We start from the raw sequence: 20764 nt of genomic DNA, 5'->3' as shown, positions 1-20764 counted from the left end.
CGGGCTCCAGCCTCTTCACGCCGGCTCGAATATCTCGATCAGTTCGTTCAGAAAGGCACTCACCAACTCGCGCCGCCGCGCCGAATGGCGTACCGCCGCATGAAAACTGACTTCGTAGCGCAACAGCTCAGGATTGAGCGGGTGCAGTTGCCCGAGCTGTTCATGCCGGGCGGCGTAGTGCTTAGGCAGAAAGCCCAGGTGTTGGCCCGAGAGAATCAGCAGCGCCGCACCGTCCATGCTGTCGGTCAGTACGCTCAAGCGTTCCAGTGAGGTGGGGGTTGGCATCTCCGGTAATGGGTGGCTCGGCCACACCCAGTCATAGTGGCTGACGTCTTCCCGGGTCAACGCGCCGACCTGCCCGAACAGCGGGTGTGACGGGGCGCAATAGGCGATCTGGGTTTCCTCGAACAATGGGAAGTAATCGATGCTGGGCAAGCGGTGCCAGAAATAACCGATGGCCAGATCGATATGGTTGTTGATGATCTTCTCTTCCAACAGCGACGACGACAGCTCGGTGAAGTGGAAGTACAAGCCCTCATGCCTGGCGCGTAAACGGGCGATGGCCTGGCCGATTTTCTTGTTCGCCACCGGGTCGATCTGGCCGAGCAAGCCGATATTGAGGGTGCCCGAGACCTTGCGATTGATGTGCTGCACTTCAACCCGAAAGCCTTCGGTTGCTGCCAGCAATCGCCTGGCGGCTTCGATAAACTGGCTGCCTTTGGGCGTTACCGAAAAACCGCCACGCCCGCGTTCGCAGAGGCGAAACCCCACCCGTGCTTCCAGCGTTGCCAGTTGTGCGCTGATGGTCGGTTGCGTGGTGTTGAGCGCGGTTTGTGCTGCGGAAATCCCTCCCGCTTCAACCACGGCCAGAAACACCCGGATCAAACGCAGATCCAGTTCCGAAACAGTGCCCTGCATGTATGCCCCTTGAGCTCGGCTTACATAGATAAGGATCTATATAAACAGTGTGCCTGCGATATTTTACAACCCTGACCAACGCCCTACATTGCCGGGAAACCAGCCTCTTTGTCAGGTTTTATGGAGAATTTCTCGGTCAGGATGCCGAACCGAGCGCTGTACCCACAACAACAAAAACTCAGCTGCATAGGAATTATCGTATGTCAGTGTCCCCCCTTTCTGCCCACGCCGTGGAGGCGGGCAGCGGATTGGCCATCGAAGGCCACTCGATCGATTACATCCCGGAAAACGAACGCCACGCCAAACTCAGCAGCCAGGGGCCGTTCTGGTTTCTTGGCAACTTTCATTTCTTCACCATCTCCATCGGCTTTGTCGGCCCCAGCCTGGGCTTGTCTGCGTTGTGGACCCTGCTGGCCGGCGCGCTGGGCATTATGTTCGGCACCTTGTTCATGGCCTTCCACGGTTCGCAAGGGCCGGAAATGGGCTTGCCGCAGATGATCCAGTCCCGTGCCCAGTTCGGCTATCGCGGGGTGATCCTGGCGTTGATGGCGACGATGTTTGTGTTTGTCGGCTTCAACGTGGTGAACACCTCATTGATCATGAACGGTCTGGAGCATGTGTTTGGCATCGACCCGACCCTTGTTGCGGTGACGGTGGTGATGATCGGTGCGTTGCTGGCGATCTACGGCCACGACCTGATGCACAAAGCCTTCAAGTGGGCGCTGCTGGCGACCTTGCCGTTGTATACGCTGGTGACGGTCGCCTTGATGTTCGGTGCTGGCCGTGACGGCGCTGCGCCGGCGAGCGACCTGGGGTTCAGCTGGATTGCTTTCGCCACATTGTTTGCCATTGGCGCCAGCTACAACATTTCCTATGCGCCTTATGTGTCTGACTATTCCCGCTACCTGCCGAAAAACACTAGCCGCTGGAAGTTGATCGCTGCCGTGTTCATCGGTGCGTCGTTGTCGGGCAGCTGGATGATCGGCCTCGGTGCCTGGCTGGCGCAGGAGCTGCGTGCAGCCGATGCCCTGGTGGCGCTGAATCAGGTTGGCTCGTCGCTGCTGCCAGGGCTGGGCAACTTGTTGGTGGTGGTGTCGGTGCTGGGTTTTCTGCCGATCATCGCGCTTAACACCTACAGCGCCATGCTGACCTTGCTGACCGGTGTCGACTCGATCAAGAAAATCACCCCGACCCCGCGCGCCCGCGTGCTGTCGATTGGGGTGATCAGCACAGTCCTGTTGACCTGTGTACTGTCGCTCAAAGGCGATGGCATTGCCCTGTTGAACACTTTCCTGGTGCTGCTCCTGTACTTCCTCGTACCGTGGACTGCGGTCAATCTGGTCGACTACTTCTTCGTGCGCAAAGGCCGTTACGCGATCCCGCACTTCTTCACCCCGAAGGGCATCTACGGTGCCTGGCAACTGCGTGGCATTGTTGCCTACCTGCTGGGATTTGCTGCCATGGTGCCGTTTTTCTACATCTTCGATGCCGCTGCCAACCAAGAGGTTTTTGTCGGCCCGCTGGCGCGACTGCTCGAAGGCGTGGACATCGCCTGGCTGGTGGGCCTGGTGGTGTCGGGGCTGAGCTATTACCTGCTCAGCCGTTCCATCGACCTGGCAGCCGAGCGGCGAGTCATCGACACCTTGAGCGAGCGCGACATGCTCGCCATGACTGAACAACCCTCGGAGGCTGGGCGTTGAACATTGCAATGAATACAGTGGTCGCCTGCTGCCAGTTGGCGCCACGCATCGGCGACCTTGCCTACAACCGTGCGCTGACCGAGCGGGCGATTCGCTCGGCGGCGTTGCAGGGTGCTCAGGTTGTGGTCTTGCCCGAGCTGGTGCAGAGCGGCTACCTGTTCAGCGACCGTGACGAGGCCCTGACCCTGGCCGAAACCCCTGAAGGCCCGACGTTGAGCTTATGGCAGGCCTTGGCCCGGGAGCTGAACCTTGTTGTGGTCGGTGGATTCTGCGAGCGCCTGCCTGGCGATGCCCTGGGCAACAGCGCGGCAATGTTCGATGCACAGGGGCTGCGCGCGGTATACCGCAAGGTGCATCTGTGGGATGCGGAAAAAGACATCTTCAGCGCCGGTGACGCCGCGCCACCGGTGATCGAAACAGCGTTCGGGCGTATCGGCATGCTGATTTGCTACGACCTGGAGTTCCCTGAGTGGGTGCGCCTTCCGGCGCTGGCCGGTGCCGACTTACTTTGCGCCCCGGTCAACTGGCCCGACGGCCCACGGCCACCGACCGAACGCCCGGCGGAAGTCTTGCGCGTGCAGGCCAACGCCTCGGTGAACCGGATGTTCATCGCCGCTTGTGACCGCTACGGCCACGAACGCGGGGTGAACTGGGTGCAAGGCTCGGTGATCGTCAACGCCGACGGCTACCCCATGGCCGGGCCGGCAGAGCAGGGTAGCGAGCAGATTCTATTGGCATCGCTCAACCTTGAGCAGGCGCGTAACAAGCGCATCAGCGAGCGTAATGACCTGCACCGCGACCGCCGGCCTCAGTTGTATGGCTTGAGCACTTCACTTGCCTGATCCCCGTTTGTAGGAGCGGGCTTGCCCCGCGATAACCAGTTGCCCCGACACACCGTTGTTGGCCAAGCGATTCACACACTCGCGGGGCAAGCCTCGCTCCCACCGCCGCCCCGCTTGTGGGAGCGGGCTTGCACCGCGATAACCAGTTGCCCCGACACACCGTTGTTGGCCATGCGATTCACACAATCGCGGGGCAAGCCTCGCTCCCACCGCCGGCCGCTTGTGGGAGCGGGCTTGCCCCGCGATAACCAGTTGCCCCGACACACCGTTGTTGGCCAAGCGATTCACACACTCGCGGGGCAAGCCTCGCTCCCACCGCCGGCCGCTTGTGGGAGCGGGCTTGCCCCGCGATGGCCAGTTGCGCCGACACACTGCTGTTGGTCAAGCGATTCAGGCAATCGCGGGGCAAGCCTCGCTCCCACCGGTTCACTCTTGATCCATCACCTCAGGCACTCCCCGATCTTCACCCAGAAACCCTCCACTCTGGTGGTGCCACAGGTGTGCATAAATGCCGTTTTTCGCCAGCAGTTCGCTGTGGGTGCCTTGTTCGACAATGCGTCCTTCATCCATGACGATCAGCCGATCCATGGCCGCAATCGTCGACAGTCGATGGGCGATGGCAATCACGGTTTTGCCTTCCATCATTTCGTCGAGGCTTTCTTGAATGGCCACTTCGACTTCGGAATCCAGTGCGCTGGTTGCTTCGTCAAGCAGCAGGATCGGGGCGTTCTTGAGCATCACACGGGCTATTGCGACGCGCTGGCGCTGCCCCCCTGAGAGCTTGATGCCACGCTCACCTACCAGGGTGTCGTAGCCGGTATTGCCTTGCCGGTCGCTGAGCTGGCTGATGAACTCATCGGCCTGGGCATTGGCCGCAGCTCGGCGGATTTGAGCGTCGCTGGCATCGGGGCGGCCGTAAGCGATGTTGTCGCGAATAGAGCGGTGCAGCAGCGATGTATCCTGAGTGACCATGCCGATTGCGCTGCGCAGGCTGTCTTGCGTCACATGGGCAATGTCTTGGCCATCAATGCGGATCTGCCCGCTGTCGACATCATAGAAGCGCAGCAGCAAGTTGATCAGCGTGGATTTGCCCGCACCAGAGCGCCCGACCAGGCCGATTTTTTCCCCGGCGCGAACACTCAGGCTCAGGCCATCGAGCACCTGACGCTCGCCATTGTAGTTGAAGCTCACCTTGTCGAAGGTTACCGCCCCGCCTGAGGTCACCAGCACACTGGCATCCGGTGCATCCGTCACTTTCGGGCAGCGGGTCAGGGTGGCCATGCCATCCTGCACGGTGCCGATGCTCTCGAACAGCGAAGTCATTTGCCACATGATCCAATGCGACATGCCATTGATGCGCAGCGCCATGGCGGTGATTGCCGCTACAGCGCCTGCGCCGACTTCACCCAGGTGCCACAGCCACAAGGCATAACCACCGGCAGCCATGATCAACACCACCACCAACGCCTGGTTGACGATCTCGAACTGGCTGACCAGGCGCATTTGGCGAAAGCCGGTGTGCTTGAAGTCTTCCATCGCGGCACGGGCGAAGTGCGCTTCACGATTGGAGTGGGAGAACAGTTTCACCGTGGTGATGTTTGTGTAGGCATCCGAGACACGCCCGGTCATTAACGACCGCGCATTGGCCTGTTCCTGGCCGACTTTCCCCAGGCGCGGCACGAAGTACAGCATGGCCAGGCCGAACAACACGACCCAGGCAACGAACGGCAGCATCAGTTTCAGCGCGAAACCGCCAGCCAGGGCGATGATCGCAACAAAATACACGCCGATCCCGGGGACGATCTCGATCAGGGTGAACAGCAGGTCGCGCACGGCCAGCGCCGTTTGCATGACCTTGGTGGTGACGCGGCCGGAAAACTCATCGGAGAAGAATGAAAGGCTTTGCCGCAGCATCAAACGGTGGAAGTCCCAGCGCAGGCGCAAGGGCAGGTTTATCGCCAATATCTGGTGCTGCACCATGGTCCGCAAAGCCACCAGGCCAATGCTGGACACCATCAGGATGCCGATGCCCCACAACACCCGACGTTCTTGTGCCGCCGCCTCACCACCTGCTTGCCAGGTCGAGAGCAGATCCACCACCTGGCCGAGGAACGCAAACAACCAGGCTTCGTAGATCGACACAGCAGCACTGAGCAGTGCAAACGCAAGAATATAGCCCCGGGCGCCCCGTGTGCAGGCCCACAGAAACCGCGCCAGACCCTCGGGGGGTGGTGGTACCTCGTCAGGAGGAAAGGGGTCGAGCTTGCGTTCAAATGCACCCAGCATGGTGGTCTCCCAAACGATCGAATTCCGGTGATTCTGCCACTGAACTGTTTCCTGCCCAAAACCACCCGCAGTAGGAGCGGGCTTGCCCCGCGATGGCCGCTAGCATCAACACATGCTCCGTTATGGCGCTCGCGCACCAAAAAGTCTCATCACGCCCCTCGCACACGCGGCACCCAAAGCGCCCAATACCGCGATTTATAGGCTTCACAAGCGCAACCAGCAGCTTGGCCCACAACTTGCTGTAGGAGTTTCGTGCAGGAGTCTTACTGATATCGCGGCACCACAATTTGCAAATAGCCCACTAGGGTTCCGGCTCGTGATTGCAACGAGTGACTGGTCCGAGAGTTGGCGACCTCCAGTTGAGGTTACACGGCGGGACAAAAGCCCGGGAGACAGAACACCTTTGGTGTCGTGTTGCTCCTGTCCGTCCTTTTATCAACTGGAGAACCACAATGCACAAGCCCCGTTTGTTCGCATTGCTCGCCGCTGGCTTAGCGCTCTGCCTCAGCCTTTCCTCGCACGCCGCCAAAACCGACTTCAAAGTGTGTTGGACGATCTATGCAGGCTGGATGCCGTGGGAATACGCCAATAGCCAAGGCATCGTCGACAAGTGGGCGAAGAAGTACGGCATCTCGGTAGAGCTGGTGCAGCTTAACGATTACATCGAGTCGATCAATCAGTACACCGCCGGCCAGTTCGATGGCTGCAGCATGACCAACATGGACGCCTTGACCATTCCTGCGGCAGGCGGTGTGGACAGCACCGCGCTGATCGTTGGCGATTACTCCAACGGCAACGACGGCATCGTGCTCAAGGGGCAGGGCAAAACCCTTCACGACCTTAAAGGCATGGACGTCAATCTGGTTGAATTGTCGGTGTCGCATTACCTGCTGGCGCGTGGCCTGGAAAGCGTTGGCCTGTCGGAGAAAGACCTGAAGGTGGTCAACACCTCGGATGCCGATATCGCCGCGGCCTTTGACACTGCCGATGTTCAGGCAGTGACCACCTGGAATCCGATGCTCAACGCCATCAGTGCCAGGCCGAACACCACTGAAGTGTTCGACTCCAGCAAGATTCCCGGCGAAATCCTCGATTTGATGGTGGTCAATTCAGCAACCCTCAAAGACAACCCGGCGCTGGGTAAAGTACTGACCGGCGCCTGGTTCGAAGTGCTGGCGCTGATGGCCGAAAAAGACAACGGCGCGGTGCTTGAGCACATGGCCAAGGCGTCCGGCACGGACCTGGCCGGCTACAAAGCCCAGCTCGCCGAAACCCGACTGTTCTACACCCCGCAAGAAAACCTGGCGTTTGTCAGCCAGCCAACGCTGCCCGCCACCATGCAAAAGATTGCCCGGTTCTCCTTCAACCACGGTCTGCTCGGTGAGGGCGCGCGTGATCCCGATGCGATTGGCATGAGTTTCCCGGCGGGCGCGGCAGTGGGTGACCCCCGCAACGTCAAACTGCGCTTTGACCCGACCTTCGTGCAACTGGCCGCCGATGGCACGTTGTGATCGGGAGACCTTCCATGCGCCTGATTAATCGCCACCCCGATCGCTCCAGTCGGCTGCTGCTTGTGATTCTGCCGTTTGCGTTGCTGCTGGGCTTTTACTTTCTGGGCTCTGCCAGCCGCTTGGCGGAAAACCCCAACGACAAGCTATTGCCCAGCGCCGCGCAGATGACCGACGCGGTAAAGCGCATGGCCTTCGAAGCGGACAAACGCAGCGGCGACTACCTGCTGTGGAAAGACACCGCAGCCAGCGTGCAACGGCTGGCGCTGGGCCTGGCGATCAGCGCCGCCGTTGGCCTGTGCCTGGGCATAGCCGCAGGGGCGATCCCACTGTTGGGCGCGCCGCTGTCGCCACTGCTAACCGTGTTGTCGATGGTGCCGCCGCTGGCCATCCTGCCGATTCTGTTCATCGTCTTCGGCTTGGGTGAGTTGTCGAAAGTGATGCTGATCGTCATCGGTATTACACCGCTGCTGGCGCGTGACCTTGAGCAGCGTGCCCGGGAAATTCCCGTTGAACTGTTGATCAAGGCGCAAACCTTGGGCGCGTCCAGCTGGACCCTGATCGTCAGAGTGATCTTGCCGCAGATGCTGCCGCGCTTGCTGATCAGCCTGCGTCTGGTGCTGGGGGCGGCCTGGTTGTTCCTGATCGCTGCCGAAGCTATCGCCTCTACCGACGGGCTGGGCTATCGGATTTTCCTGGTCCGCCGCTACCTGGCGATGGACGTGATATTGCCGTACGTGGGGTGGATCACCTTGCTGGCTTGGCTGATGGACCGCGCGCTGAAACGCCTGGCGCAGGTTGCCTTTCCTTGGTACGAGGGGGCACGGGCATGAGCTTTATCGACGTGCAAAACGTATGGCAGCAATACGGTGATCAGGTGGTGCTGGAAGGGCTGACGTTGAGCGTCAACGAAGGCGAGTTCTGCACCCTGGTCGGTACTTCCGGATGTGGCAAATCCACGTTCCTTCGCTTGTTGCTGGGGCAGGAGAGCCCGAGCAAAGGCCAGATTCTGCTGAACGGCAAGCCGTTGCGCAGTGAGCCCGACGCAAGCCGTGGCGTGGTGTTCCAGCGCTACTCGGTGTTCCCGCACCTGAGCGTGCTGGACAACGTTGCCCTGGGCCTTGAATTGCCGCATTCGCCAGTGTTCGGGCGGCTGTTCGGCAAGGCCAGGCGCGAGGCGCGTGAGCAGGCCGCGATGCTGCTCAAACGCGTAGGGCTGGGGCATGCGCTGGCGAAGTATCCCAGTCAATTGTCCGGGGGCATGCAACAACGCTTGGCCATCGCTCAGGCGCTGGTGATGAAACCGCGCGTACTGCTGCTGGATGAACCGTTCGGTGCACTCGATCCCGGTATTCGCAAAGACATGCATGCCTTGCTCCTGGAACTCTGGGAGGAAACCCATCTCACGGTGTTCATGGTGACCCACGACCTCAACGAGGGCTTCAGCCTGGGGACGCGCCTGATGGTGTTCGACAAGATTCGCCACGACCCCCATGCACCCAGCGCCTATGGCGCGCGAATCACCTACGACTTGCCGCTCAACGAAAACCGCTCGAAGGGGCGTGAAGCCCTGACGGTGCCGTTGCTGGCGCACCTGAATCCCCTCTGATGGATGCTCGATAATGACTGACTTTCCCGTAATCGCTGATGAAATCCTGCCCGGAGGCGGCCACCTTTCGTTCGTGCTCAAGCGCGGCCAGCTGCTGCGCCTGACGGACCTTCAGGGCGGTGCCAACGTTAGCGTGATGTTGTTCAACGCCCACGAGAAAACCGAGCGGCTGAACCTGCCCGACAGCCTCAAGGGCCAGCACACCGCCAAACTTACGGCCGGGCATTGCCTCTACTCCGACATGGGCCGGGTACTGGCCGCCATCACCCATGACACTTGTGGCTGGAGTGACAGCCTGGGGGGTGTGCTGTGTGCACAAGAGGTCGCAGAAAAATATGGCCAGGGCCGCTATCAAGAACTGCGCAACGGTTTCTATCGCAACGGCGCGGACAACTTGTTGGTGGAAATGGGCAAGTGGGGCCTTGGCCTTACCGACCTTTCGATGACGCTCAACCTGTTCAGCCGTGTCGATGTCAGCGATCAAGGTGACATGCACTTCGTGCACAACAACGCCAAAGCCGGTGACTACATCGAGCTGTATGCGCCGATGGACACCTTGTTCGTCATCACCGCGCTCCAGCACCCGATGGACCCAGACCCAGCGTATTGCCCCAAGCCCGTACAGCTGACATTCATGCAGGCCCCCGCCAGTGTGGCCGAGCACTGCCGCACCTCGCGCCCGGAAAACCAACGCGCCTTTATCAACACTGAACGCCTGTTTGCCTGAGGATTGGCTCATGACGATGCAACTGCACCCCGAAGCGGCTGTTTACCGGGCGACGGTGCCGGCTGGTGAACCCTGGCTCACCGAAGTGAAAGCCGGCCAGACCCTGCGGATTCTCGACGTCGAAGGCAACCAGGCCATCGACACCCTGTTCTACAGCGCGGCCAACCCACGTGAGCGTTACGACGTGCAGCGCACGCTACGCAAACAGAACAATGTGTACCTGGGGAAGGGCTCGGTGCTGTATTCCAACCTCGGCAAGCCGATGCTGACCCTTGTTGAAGACACCTGCGGCCGCCACGACACCCTCGGCGGCGCCTGTGCCCAGGAAAGCAACAGCGTGCGTTACGCGCTGAACAAGCGGCACATGCACAGCTGCCGTGACAACTACCTGCGCGCCTGCTGCCACGACGGCCGTCTCGGCAAGCGCGACATCAGCCCGAACATCAACTTCTTCATGAACGTGCCGGTTACCGCCGAGGGCGGTTTGACCTTCGAAGACGGTATTTCCGGCGCTGGCAAATACGTGCAGTTGCGCGCGCACATGGACGTGATCGTGCTGATCTCCAACTGCCCGCAACTGAACAACCCGTGCAATGGCTACAACCCAACCCCTGCGGAGCTGCTGATATGGGACTGAAAGCCTTGTGGAACAAAGCCCGCCCATGGCTCTGGCGCCTTTGCCAAAGCCGCGCGGGACAGGTTTCTTGTGGTCGCAAGTTGACCAAATAAATTCCAGCTCGGAGACGGCTCCGAGCCTGCTCGCAAACTGCGGGACGGCCCGCACTCCATCGAGGCGATGCAAAAGCGCCTCTGGGGGCTACTCATGTTCGAAAAACTACTGATCGCCAACCGTGGCGCAATCGCTTGCCGCATCCTGCGGACCCTGCGTGAGCTGAAGGTCAAAGGCGTGGCGGTTTACGCCGAAGCCGACATCGCCAGCCGCCACATCCTTGAAGCTGAACAGGCCTTGAGCCTGGGCGAGGGCGCTGCTGCGTCCACGTACCTGGATGTCGAAAAAATTCTGGCGGCGGCGCAGGCCAGCGGTGCCAAGGCGATTCACCCCGGCTATGGGTTTCTTTCTGAAAACGCCGCCTTTGCAGAGGCCTGCGAAGCCGCTGGCATTGCCTTCGTCGGGCCAACCCCGGAACAGCTGCGGGTGTTCGGCTTGAAGCACACTGCGCGGGCCTTGGCCAAGGCTCGGGGTGTGCCGATGCTCGAAGGCACTGATCTGCTCGACAGTGTTGAACAGGCGTTGGCCGCGGCAATGGGCGTCGGCTATCCGGTGATGCTGAAAAGCACGGCGGGCGGTGGCGGCATCGGCATGCGCGTGTGCCGCAACGCTCAGGAACTCGGCGACGCTTTCGAGGCGGTAAAACGGCTTGGCCAGAACAACTTCAGCGACGCAGGTGTGTTCATCGAGAAGTACATCGAACGCGCCCGCCATCTGGAAGTGCAAGTGTTCGGGGACGGGCAGGGCGAAGTGATTGCCCTGGGGGTTCGCGATTGCTCGGTACAGCGGCGTAATCAAAAGGTGCTGGAGGAAACCCCGGCCCCCAATCTGCCCACCGGCATGGCAGAGGCCCTGTGCGCGGCGGCGGTGCAATTGGCCAAAGCGGTCAACTACCGCAGTGCCGGTACCGTGGAGTTTGTATTCGACAGCGACGCCCGGCAGTTCTACTTCCTTGAAGTGAACACCCGCCTGCAAGTCGAGCACGGCGTTACCGAACAAGTGTGGGGCGTTGACCTGGTGCGCTGGATGATCCAGCTCGCAGCGGGCGAGCTGGCGCCGCTCGAGCAACTGCGTGAGCAACTGACACCCCGTGGTCATGCCATTCAAGCGCGCCTGTATGCCGAAGATCCGGGTAAAGACTTTCAGCCCAGCCCGGGCTTGCTGACTGCTGTGCAGTTTCCACCGGCCGATGGTCGTCAGTTGCGTATTGATACCTGGGTTGAGGCTGGCTGCGACATCCCCGCGTATTTCGACCCGATGATCGCCAAGCTCATCGCTTGGGCGCCTGATCGCGAGCAAGCGTGCCAGCAGTTGCACCAGGCGTTGGGCGACACCCAGTTGTACGGGGTCGAAACCAACCGCAGTTACTTGCGCCAGATTCTGCTCGACACACCGTTTGCCAGCGGTAGCCCCTGGACCCGATGCCTTGAAGGCCTGGTGTACCAGGCGGACACCTTTGAAGTGTTGAGTGGCGGCACACAAACCACGATTCAGGATTATCCAGGCCGTCAAGGCTATTGGGCCGTTGGCGTTCCGCCTTCCGGCCCGATGGACAGCCGCGCGCTGCGCCAGGGCAATCTGCTGCTCGGCAATGCCGAAGGCAGTGCTGCACTGGAAATCACCATGAGCGGCCCCAGCCTGCGCTTTAACACCGATGCAGTGGTCGCGGTGACAGGCGCCGATTTGCCGGTCAGCCTGAACGGTGCGCCCGTTGCGATGAACACTGCGCTGGTGGTAACTGCAGGCTCGCTGCTGAGCTTGGGCAGTATCGGTGGCCACGGTGCACGCAGTTACCTCTGCGTGCGTGGCGGCGTGCAAGTGCCTGACTACCTTGGCAGCAAAAGCACGTTCACCTTGGGCCAGTTTGGTGGGCATGGTGGTCGGGCGTTGCGTGCCGGCGATGTATTGCACCTTGCACCGTTGCAGGATCACGCCAGCGGTGCGCGTTTACCTGAACAAACCCCGCTGGGTGAGCAACGGCGGATTCGGGTGATTTACGGCCCTCACGGTGCGCCGGAATATTTCACCGAAAACTACATCAACACCTTCTTCGCCACCGATTGGGAAGTGCACTTCAACTCCAGTCGCACCGGTGTGCGGCTGATCGGGCCGAAGCCTGAATGGGTGCGCAGCGACGGTGGCGAAGCGGGGCTGCATCCGTCGAACATCCACGATAACCCTTATGCAATCGGTGCCGTCGATTTCACCGGCGACATGCCGGTCATCCTCGGCCCGGACGGCCCGAGCCTGGGCGGCTTCGTGTGCCCGGTGACGGTGATCGAGGCCGACTTGTGGCAGTTGGGGCAACTCAAAGCCGGAGACAAAGTGCGCTTTGTGCCAGTCAGTGTGCGGCAGGCGCGCGCGCTGGTCGCCGAGTCGGTGCTGATGCCATTGGCGCCGGTCGCACTACCGGCAACCGCCGAGTGGGCTACCCCCGTCGTAATGGATATCGGCGAGCATGACACCCGCCTGGTTGCACGGCTGGCAGGGGATACCCACCTGTTGCTGGAGATCGGTGCAGCAGAGCTGGACCTGGTGCTGCGTTTCCGGGCCCACGCTCTGATGCAAGCGCTGGAGGCCAAGGCGCTGCACGGGGTCATCGACCTGACGCCCGGCATCCGCTCGCTGCAAGTGCACTACCAACCCGAACAACTGCCGCTGGCCTCGTTGCTCGCCACCCTCAACGATGAATGGGCTGCAGTCTGCGCGACGGGAGACCTTGAGGTACCGTCGCGGATCGTTCACCTGCCGCTGTCCTGGGATGATCCGGCCTGCCAACTGGCCATCGAAAAGTACATGACCACCGTGCGCAAGGACGCGCCGTGGTGCCCGAGCAACCTTGAGTTTATCCGCCGCATCAATGACCTGCCCGACCTGGATTCCGTGCAGCGAACCGTGTTCGACGCCAGTTACCTGGTGATGGGGCTGGGTGATGTCTACCTTGGTGCGCCAGTGGCGACACCGCTTGACCCGCGTCATCGCCTGGTCACCACCAAATACAACCCTGCACGCACCTGGACGGCGGAAAACTCCGTCGGCATCGGTGGCGCCTACATGTGCGTGTACGGCATGGAAGGCCCGGGCGGTTACCAGTTCGTGGGCCGGACCTTGCAGATGTGGAACCGCTACCGCGACGTCGAAGCTTTCAACGGCAAACCCTGGTTGCTGCGTTTTTTCGATCAGATCCGTTTCTACCCGGTGAGCGCTGACGAGTTGTTACAGATTCGTCGCGATTTCCCGTTGGGTCGATTCGACTTGAACATTGAACCCGCGCAATTGCGCCTGGCCGACTACCAGCAATTTCTGGCCGACCAAGCCACTGACATTCAGGCTTTCCGTGACCAGCAGCAAACTGCTTTTTTTGCCGAACGGCAACGCTGGATCGACAGCGGCCAGGCCCATTTCGAAAGCACCGAAACGCTGACCGAAGTGCCCGATGAGGCCGTACTGGCGCTGGGTCAAACCGGGGTTGAAAGCCCCATCGCCGGGAATCTTTGGCAAGTGCTGGTCGAGGAGGGCGCCACGGTCGAGGCGGGCGCAACACTGGTGGTGCTGGAGTCGATGAAGATGGAAATACCGGTGTTGGCACCTTGTGCCGGCGTCGTTCGTGAAGTGCGCGCGGCACCGGGTTCACCGGTACGTGCAGGGCAACGCATCGTCGTACTCGACCCACTGGCAATCGAAGGAGAATCTGCATGAACCACAGCCTGAAGCTTGATGCATTGCGCACTGCTTACCTGAGTGGCGAGCTGTCACCGCGCCGCCTGATTTTGTCGCTGCGCGCGCGCGCCGCAGAACTCAACCCTGAGTTCAGGATGTTCATTCATCTGCTCACGGTAGCGGAGCTGGAGCCGTATCTGGCGGCGCTGGAGGCTTCCGACATTGCCCACTTGCCGTTGTATGGCGTGCCGTTTGCCATCAAGGACAACATCGACCTGGCCGGCATACCGACCACCGCTGGCTGCCCGGATTTTGCCTACACCCCAGCGCAATCGGCGACCCTGGTACAACAGCTGATCGACCTTGGCGCTATTCCGTTGGGAAAAACCAACCTTGACCAGTTCGCCACTGGCCTCAACGGCACGCGCTCGCCGTACGGGGCCTGTCGCAACAGCGCACTGGCCGAGTACCCGTCGGGAGGCTCCAGCTCTGGCTCTGCGCTGACGGTAGCCCTGGGGCTGTCCAGCTTTGCGCTGGGCACTGACACAGCCGGCTCAGGCCGCGTTCCCGCTGCACTCAACAACCTTGTCGGCATGAAAGCGAGCAAGGGGCTGCTCTCCACGGCAGGTGTCGTACCGGCTTGCCGCACGCTGGACTGCGTCACCACGTTTACCGCGACGGCGGCCGAGGCGAGTCAGCTGTTGGCCTTGACCGCGCAGCACGATCCCCGTGATGAGTACAGCCGTAGCAATCCCGGCTGGAACGATCAGTCGGCCTTCGGGACTGTCAGGCCATTTCGCTTTGGCGTGCCTCGCCCGCAGGATCTTGAGTTTTTCGGCTGTGATGAAGGCCCAGCACTTTTCAACGCAGCGGTCGAGCGCCTGATCCAGCTGGGTGGACAGCCACATACGCTCGATCTCTCCCCCTTTCTGGAAGCTGCGCGCTTGTTGTATGAGGGGCCGTGGGTGGCTGAGCGCTATAGCGTTGTTGGCGAGTTGGCGACGAACAGCCCTGACTCGGTGCTGCCAGTCATCCATACCGTGCTGGCCAAAGCACCTGCCATCGACGGAGTACACACCTTCCGCGCGCAGTATCGATTGCAAACCCTCAAGGCCATCTGCGACCAAGTCATGGAGGGTCTGGACTGCGTACTCACCCCGACCATTGGCCGGCCAGTGACGCTCGCGCAGTTGGCTGAAGAGCCAGTGCTGCGTAACGCCGAGCTGGGCTATTACACCAACTTCATGAACCTGCTGGATTACGCAGCAGTGGCGGTACCCAGCGCCGAAATGGCCAACGGCTTGCCGTGGGGCGTGACCCTGTTCGGTCGCGCATTCACCGACCAGTACCTGCTAAGCCTGGCCAACGCCTACCAGGGCCTTCAAGCGCCTGAGCAGCCTGCGCGCAATGACCGTGCCCGGCTGGTGGTCTGTGGCGCTCACCTGAACGGTCTGGCACTGAACTGGCAATTGACCCAGCGCGGCGCACGTTTGCTGCAGGCAACCTACAGTGCTCCGTCCTATCGCTTATACGCCTTGGCAGGTGGCCCGCTGAAACGGCCAGGCATGATGCGCGTCGGCGAAGGCGGGGCGCGCATTGCCGTGGAAGTATGGGAGCTTCCCAGCGCGGAGTTGGGTTCGTTTCTCACCGGCATTCCGGCGCCGTTGGGGCTTGGCAAGGTTGAGCTTGCAGATGGAAGTTGGGAGACCGGCTTTATCTGCGAGCCGTACGCCATCGACGGTGCGCTCGACATCACCGGGTTCGGTGGGTGGAGAAACTGGCTGGCCAGCCTAGGGCATTAAGCCTTACCTCACGACACAAGCGGGTTTGCCCTGTGATGGCCCGTCCCATTCAGCCGTGAATGGCGGCCTATAACGACGCTTTATCCAGAGACTGGGGGAGTTTTTTGTCCGTCCAGGGCTAACCGCCCACCTGTATTTCCATAGATTGTTGGCTCCGCAATCGCCGCTCAGCCGGGCACGAGGCATGAAGTGCTGGGAAATACCCAGTCAACAGCCGACGTCTGCGCTGTGCGGCGCTCACCAAGACAATAACAACAAGGTGATCTGGAGCATGAAGCAATCCCCACGCCACCGCGCGGCAGTCGTACCGCGCCTGCGAGTCGGCCTTTTGGCTTATGCAGGCGCCTTTGTCGCGTTCAGCAGTCCACCAACCCACGCTACTACCTGGCAGCTCAACGACGACTGGACGCTGACCAGTAACACCACCCTGAGCCTGGGGAGCAGTTGGGCACTGCGCAATGCCGACCCCTTCCAGTTGACCGTCGCCGATGCGCGTTCGATCGGCAAGCACGGCACGGGTGTCAACTACAACGCAGATGACGGCAAGCTCAACTTCGACAAGGGCGACACCATCTCGCAGATCTTCAAGGGCCTGACCGATTTTGATCTGAACGATGGCGACCAGGGCGCGTTCGTGCGCTTCAAGTACTGGTACGACCACGCCTACGAGACTGGCAACGGCGATTTCACAACGTTCGATGACAGCGGCTGGCAGGACATGGCCAAGTTCAAGGGCTTTGAGGTGCTCGATCTCTACGTCTGGAAGAACGTTGAACTCAATGGTCGCCAGCTCAATGCCAAGCTGGGTAAACAAGTGCTTTCCTGGGGTGAGGCACTGTTCCTGCAGAACGGCATCAATGCGATCAACCCGCTGGATGCCTCTGCGTTCAACCGCCCTGGGGTGGAGCTCAAGGAAGGCCAGTTGCCGGTCGAGATGCTCAGCTTCAACTACGACCTCACCGACACCCTGAGCCTGGAAGGTTTCTACCAGTACAACTTCCGGCCCACCGTTCTCGACGGCTGCGGTACGTTCTTCTCGACCGGTGACAATATTCAGGAAGGTTGCCAGTTCAATAAGCTGCTGGTGAACCCTGCCGGCAACCTGACAACCCAGCAGGTCATCGCTGCACACGCATTCGAAACGCGCTCTGCCACCGACTGGCCGAGCGACACAGGCCAGTACGGCCTGGCACTGCACAAGACGATCGAAGCGCTGAACGATGCGGAGCTGGGTATCTACTACGCCAACTACCACAGTCGCACGCCAACCTTCGATGGCCAGGTACGTACCAGCCTGGCGGCAGGCACGCTGCCTACTGGCTTGTACAACTCGGTTTATCCGGAAGATATCCGGATGTTCGGCCTGAGCCTCAGCGGCGTCGTCGGCAGTACCGCAGTTTTCAGTGAGCTGAGCTACCGGCCGAACCAGCCACTGAGCTTCAACAGCTCGGACACAGTGGCAGTCGTTGCCGGTCAGGGGGCCAGTACGCCGATATTCGACGGCGTCAGCCCGCCACTTGGCAGCAGCGTCAATGGGTACAAACGCAAGGAAGTCTGGCAGTACAGCCTCGGCGCCACCGACAGTTTCAGCAACGTGCTGGGAGCACAGAAGCTCAACTGGGCGGTAGAGGCAGGTGCCAACTGGATCGGCAGCCTTGATCCGCATGACGAGCGCTATGGTCGCGCTTCGCTATTTGGCCGCGTTCAGGATAGCGGTGCGGTCTGCTTCAGGCCTGCCGCCGGTGGCATGAGCGCCGCGCAAGCTGCCCAGAACAATGCCGATTTCTGCAACACGCATGGCTATTACACCGCTTTCTCCTGGGGCTATCGGTTGCGGGCTGCCCTTGCCTATGAGGCGCTTATTCCTGCGATGGTGGTTACCCCGGCACTGAACTTCCGTCATGACGTCGAGGGTTACGGCCCGAACTTCCAGGAAGGCCAAATGGCAGCGGGCGCTTCTCTGACGTTCGACTACCGCAACAACTATTCGTTGGAGCTTGCCTACAACGACTTCTTCGGCACCAACACGTATTCCACCATCGATGACCGCGACTTCGCGTCGGTAACCCTCAAGGTGAGCTTCTAATGAACCCTATGTTGAAACACATTCCGCTTGCTCTGACCCTGTTGGCCGCATGCACCCTTGCGCAGGCTAAAGAAACCGATGCCAGCAAACTCGATGGCCCGCTGACCCCGATGGGCAGCGAACGTGCAGCGAACAGCGATGGCAGCATCCCTGCCTGGACCGGTGGTATGAAGAGCGGGGCGGCTGCGGTCAGTGCCAATGGCAACTACGCAGACCCATTCGCCGGCGAGAAGCCCCTGTATGTCATCGACAGCAGCAATCTGGCGCAATACAAGAACGTGCTCAGCCCCGGGCAGCAAGCGATGTTTGTTCGATTCCCCGCCTACCGGATGCGCGTTTTCCCCAGCCACCGCAGTGTGCGTATGCCGCAGCAGTATGTGGATGAAAGCCGCGCCAACCTGGCCAAAGTGAGCCTTGCCGATAGCGGTTACGGCCTCACGGGCTACCAATACGGTGTTGCCTTCCCGCAACCGACCCAAGCGCTGGAGGTGCTGTGGAACCACCTGACTCGCTACCGTGGCGGTTCGATCCATCGCGAGTTCAGTTCCGCTACCGTGCAGGGGGAGGGCGACTTCACCGTGGTGACCTATGACGCGCGCAACGTGATGCGCGAGAAAATCAGCGATCTGCCACCCGATGAAAACGCCCTGATATTCACCCGCGTAGCCACGCTCAGCCCTTCGCGCTACGCCGGTGAAGTTACCTTGATTCATGATCCGATCAATCAGGTCGTCAGCCCGCGTGCGGCATGGCAGTACATCCCCGGCCAGCGTCGCGTGCGTCGTGCGCCAACGGTCGCTTATGACAACAGTGCGCGCTACAGCTATGGCCAGGTGGTCTCTGACAGCGTCGATGGCTTCAACGGCGCGCCCGACCGCTACGACTGGAAACTGCTTGGCAAACAGGAGCTGCTGGTTGGCTACAACGCCTTCCAGCTGGCCAGCAAAGACGTTAAGTATGCCGACCTGCTCAAGGGCAACTACCTCAACCCCGACCTGGCGCGTTACGAGAAACACCGGGTGTGGGTGATAGAGGCCACCGTCAAGCCTGGCGCACGCCATGTCTATGCCAAGCGTCGCTTCTATGTCGACGAAGACTCCTGGCAGATCATGGCTTCGGACATCTATGACAGCCGCGGCGAGCTGTGGCGCAACTACGAGTCGCACCTGACCATGCTGCACGACCGCGAGTTGCCGATGACCGCAGCGGAAGTGACTTACGACCTGATCTCCGGTCGTTACGCGGCCAACTATCTGACCAACGAAATTCAGAAGCCCATTGAAACCGGCTTCGTCAGCAGCCTAAACGAATTCACACCGGCGCAACTCAAGCGACTGGGTAAGTGAACCCTGCGATGGAGCCCGCAGCCCGGGCTCCATCCATTGCAGACAGCAGTTTCCCGATAACAACAAGAACTGGAGCAACACCATGCAGACCACTCGAGTCCTGAGTGTCGGCCTGATGTTGGGGCTGGCAATGGCTTCCATTGCCCCTACGCAGGCAAGCGAAGCACCACAGGTACCACAGGTCGCGAAAGCGACCGCCGACTGGCGCGAAAACTACGCCTACACGCTCGGTGTGCAGGCATACATCTTCGCCTTCCCCTGGAGTTATAACGCTGAGCTGCGCTGGTTGTGGGTCACCCAGCCGGTCGATCCAACCTACATCCCCTATGCCCCGCAAAATCAGTTCTGGCATGCGCGTCACCTGGCGAATGCCAAGTACCGCAATGGCGGTACGCCGAACAATGACACGCTCTATTCCATCGCCTGGCTCGACCTCAAGCCGGAGCCCATGATTCTTTCAGTGCCAGATGCCGGTGATCGCTACTACGTGATGGAAATGGCTTCGATGGACTCGGACAACTTCGCCTATGTCGGCTCTCGCTCGACCGGTCCCAAGGCGGGCAACTACCTGATTGCCGGCCCGGACTGGAAAGGCGAGCTGCCCGCAGGCGTTAAGCAACTGCCGGCATCGCGCAGCAACGTTGCGCTCATCATCGGTCGTACCCTGGTGGATGGCAGCGCCGACCTGCCCGAGGTGCACAAGCTGCAGGAACAGTACCGGCTTACGCCCTTGAGCCGCTGGGGCAAGCCGCAGATCACTGGCGCCGAGCAGCGTGACGTGTGGAAGCCTTATGACCGCAAGGCCGATCCGCTCAATGAGTGGCGCACGATCAATCGCGCAATGACCGAGAACCCCCCGCAGGCGCGCCTGGAGCCTCTGCTTCGCCAGTTCGCCAGCATTGGTGTCGGCCCGGGGCAGAACGTCGAGACGCTGGATGATGCGACCCGACGGGGGCTGGCACGAGCGGCGGTGGATGGCCGCAAGTTGCTGCAGGATGCGGTGGTCGCTGGCTACAGTCGCACGTTCATCAATGGATGGGGAATCGGCCCGGAGCACTATGGCCGTCTCGGCCTGCACGACAAGTGGCTGGGCCGTGCAGCACTTCAGTCGCTGGGTGGCATCATTGCCAACGAAGTCGAAGAGGCTTCCTACATCAGCGCCCGTTTTGACGCTGAAGGCCAGCCGCTAGATGGCGGCAAAAACCGCTATGTAGTGCGCTTTGCCCCGGATGCGCTGCCCGACGTCAAGGCGTTCTGGTCCATGAGCATTTACGACGCGACGTTCAACTTCGCCGAGAATCCGATCGATCGCTATTCCATTGGCGACCGTACACCCGGGCTGGTCAAAGATCCCGACGGTGGCCTGACCCTTTACCTGCAAACCGACGACCCAGGCGTGCAAAAGCGTTCGAACTGGCTGCCGATCCCGCCCCAGCGCTTTGCGACCACCTTCCGCGCATACGTTCCAGGCGAAGCCATCCAGCAGCGCCGTTGGGCGCCGCCACCGGTACAAGCGCTTTCTCTCAAATAACCACGTCGATATCCGCAAG

General features: G+C 60.8%; 14 protein-coding genes and 1 riboswitch. Of the genes, 12 read left to right on the top strand and 2 right to left on the bottom strand.

What is annotated here, in order from left to right:
* Positions 1–15: 15 nt before the first annotated feature.
* Positions 16–918 (bottom strand): LysR family transcriptional regulator, encoded by a 903-nt coding sequence (locus tag E1573_RS01500; protein WP_133209937.1) that lies wholly within the window; start codon positions 916–918, stop codon positions 16–18.
* A gap of 200 nt (positions 919–1118) precedes the next feature.
* Here E1573_RS01500 and E1573_RS01495 point away from each other — a divergent pair, with 200 nt between their 5' ends.
* Positions 1119–2618 carry a cytosine permease gene (locus E1573_RS01495; RefSeq protein ID WP_133209934.1) on the top strand — a complete coding sequence of 500 codons (1500 nt, stop codon included), beginning with the start codon at positions 1119–1121 and terminating at the stop codon, positions 2616–2618.
* On the top strand, positions 2615–3460 hold the full coding sequence (locus E1573_RS01490) for a nitrilase family protein (RefSeq protein ID WP_133209931.1): 846 nt from the start codon (positions 2615–2617) through the stop codon (positions 3458–3460). The genes E1573_RS01495 and E1573_RS01490 overlap by 4 nt, the downstream gene beginning before the upstream one ends.
* Positions 3461–3886: 426 nt before the next feature.
* Here the strand turns inward: E1573_RS01490 and E1573_RS01485 are convergent, their stop codons facing one another.
* On the bottom strand, positions 3887–5746 hold the full coding sequence (locus tag E1573_RS01485) for an ABC transporter ATP-binding protein (RefSeq protein WP_133209928.1): 1860 nt from the start codon (positions 5744–5746) through the stop codon (positions 3887–3889).
* Positions 5747–6036: 290 nt separating this feature from the next.
* Positions 6037–6140, top strand: a riboswitch (guanidine-I (ykkC/yxkD leader).
* A gap of 58 nt (positions 6141–6198) precedes the next feature.
* On the opposite strand from E1573_RS01485, the gene E1573_RS01480 reads away from it, so the two are divergent.
* The 10 genes from E1573_RS01480 to E1573_RS01435 all read left to right on the top strand — a co-directional run bounded on the left by E1573_RS01480 (position 6199) and on the right by E1573_RS01435 (position 20745).
* Positions 6199–7257: a putative urea ABC transporter substrate-binding protein gene (locus E1573_RS01480; RefSeq protein WP_133209925.1), complete on the top strand. Its 1059-nt coding sequence runs from the start codon at positions 6199–6201 to the stop codon at positions 7255–7257.
* 14 nt (positions 7258–7271) lie between these two features.
* A complete protein-coding gene (locus E1573_RS01475) occupies positions 7272–8087 on the top strand; it encodes an ABC transporter permease (protein WP_133209922.1) in 816 nt (271 codons plus the stop codon).
* Positions 8084–8863: an ABC transporter ATP-binding protein gene (locus tag E1573_RS01470; protein WP_133209919.1), complete on the top strand. Its 780-nt coding sequence runs from the start codon at positions 8084–8086 to the stop codon at positions 8861–8863. The genes E1573_RS01475 and E1573_RS01470 overlap by 4 nt, the downstream gene beginning before the upstream one ends.
* A 13-nt stretch (positions 8864–8876) precedes the next feature.
* The gene (locus E1573_RS01465; RefSeq protein ID WP_133209917.1) at positions 8877–9590 is read left to right on the top strand and encodes an urea amidolyase associated protein UAAP1; all 714 of its coding nucleotides are present in this window, start codon (positions 8877–8879) and stop codon (positions 9588–9590) included.
* A gap of 10 nt (positions 9591–9600) precedes the next feature.
* Positions 9601–10227 carry an urea amidolyase associated protein UAAP2 gene (locus E1573_RS01460; protein ID WP_133209914.1) on the top strand — a complete coding sequence of 209 codons (627 nt, stop codon included), beginning with the start codon at positions 9601–9603 and terminating at the stop codon, positions 10225–10227.
* A gap of 186 nt (positions 10228–10413) precedes the next feature.
* The gene (gene uca / locus E1573_RS01455; RefSeq protein WP_133209911.1) at positions 10414–14019 is read left to right on the top strand and encodes an urea carboxylase; all 3606 of its coding nucleotides are present in this window, start codon (positions 10414–10416) and stop codon (positions 14017–14019) included.
* The gene (atzF, locus tag E1573_RS01450) at positions 14016–15782 is read left to right on the top strand and encodes an allophanate hydrolase (RefSeq protein WP_133209909.1); all 1767 of its coding nucleotides are present in this window, start codon (positions 14016–14018) and stop codon (positions 15780–15782) included. Before uca ends, atzF begins: the two co-directional genes overlap by 4 nt.
* A 271-nt stretch (positions 15783–16053) precedes the next feature.
* Positions 16054–17868, top strand: coding sequence for a DUF1302 domain-containing protein (locus tag E1573_RS01445; protein WP_133209906.1), 1815 nt, complete (start codon positions 16054–16056; stop codon positions 17866–17868).
* Positions 17868–19214 (top strand): DUF1329 domain-containing protein, encoded by a 1347-nt coding sequence (locus tag E1573_RS01440; RefSeq protein ID WP_133209903.1) that lies wholly within the window; start codon positions 17868–17870, stop codon positions 19212–19214. Before E1573_RS01445 ends, E1573_RS01440 begins: the two co-directional genes overlap by 1 nt.
* An 82-nt stretch (positions 19215–19296) precedes the next feature.
* A complete protein-coding gene (locus E1573_RS01435; RefSeq protein WP_133209901.1) occupies positions 19297–20745 on the top strand; it encodes a DUF1254 domain-containing protein in 1449 nt (482 codons plus the stop codon).
* Positions 20746–20764 lie beyond the last annotated feature (19 nt).

It is taken from the genome of Pseudomonas sp. H9 (genome assembly GCF_004353925.1).
In the GTDB taxonomy this organism is placed as follows: Bacteria; Pseudomonadota; Gammaproteobacteria; order Pseudomonadales; family Pseudomonadaceae; genus Aquipseudomonas.
Note: the sequence above shows the minus strand (reverse complement) of the source record. Positions and strands in the feature narration are given on the sequence as shown.

Bases quoted from the DNA above. Each gene is read 5' to 3' on its own strand.
- atzF (WP_133209909.1), top strand. From the start codon at position 14,016: ATGAACCACAGCCTGAAGCTTGATGCATTGCGCACTGCTTACCTGAGT.
- E1573_RS01435 (WP_133209901.1), top strand. From the start codon at position 19,297: ATGCAGACCACTCGAGTCCTGAGTGTCGGCCTGATGTTGGGGCTGGCA.
- uca (WP_133209911.1), top strand. From the start codon at position 10,414: ATGTTCGAAAAACTACTGATCGCCAACCGTGGCGCAATCGCTTGCCGC.
- E1573_RS01475 (WP_133209922.1), top strand. From the start codon at position 7,272: ATGCGCCTGATTAATCGCCACCCCGATCGCTCCAGTCGGCTGCTGCTT.
- E1573_RS01465 (WP_133209917.1), top strand. From the start codon at position 8,877: ATGACTGACTTTCCCGTAATCGCTGATGAAATCCTGCCCGGAGGCGGC.
- E1573_RS01480 (WP_133209925.1), top strand. From the start codon at position 6,199: ATGCACAAGCCCCGTTTGTTCGCATTGCTCGCCGCTGGCTTAGCGCTC.
- E1573_RS01495 (WP_133209934.1), top strand. From the start codon at position 1,119: ATGTCAGTGTCCCCCCTTTCTGCCCACGCCGTGGAGGCGGGCAGCGGA.
- E1573_RS01470 (WP_133209919.1), top strand. From the start codon at position 8,084: ATGAGCTTTATCGACGTGCAAAACGTATGGCAGCAATACGGTGATCAG.
- E1573_RS01440 (WP_133209903.1), top strand. From the start codon at position 17,868: ATGAACCCTATGTTGAAACACATTCCGCTTGCTCTGACCCTGTTGGCC.
- E1573_RS01460 (WP_133209914.1), top strand. From the start codon at position 9,601: ATGACGATGCAACTGCACCCCGAAGCGGCTGTTTACCGGGCGACGGTG.
- E1573_RS01485 (WP_133209928.1), bottom strand. From the start codon at position 5,746: ATGCTGGGTGCATTTGAACGCAAGCTCGACCCCTTTCCTCCTGACGAG.
- E1573_RS01500 (WP_133209937.1), bottom strand. From the start codon at position 918: ATGCAGGGCACTGTTTCGGAACTGGATCTGCGTTTGATCCGGGTGTTT.
- E1573_RS01445 (WP_133209906.1), top strand. From the start codon at position 16,054: ATGAAGCAATCCCCACGCCACCGCGCGGCAGTCGTACCGCGCCTGCGA.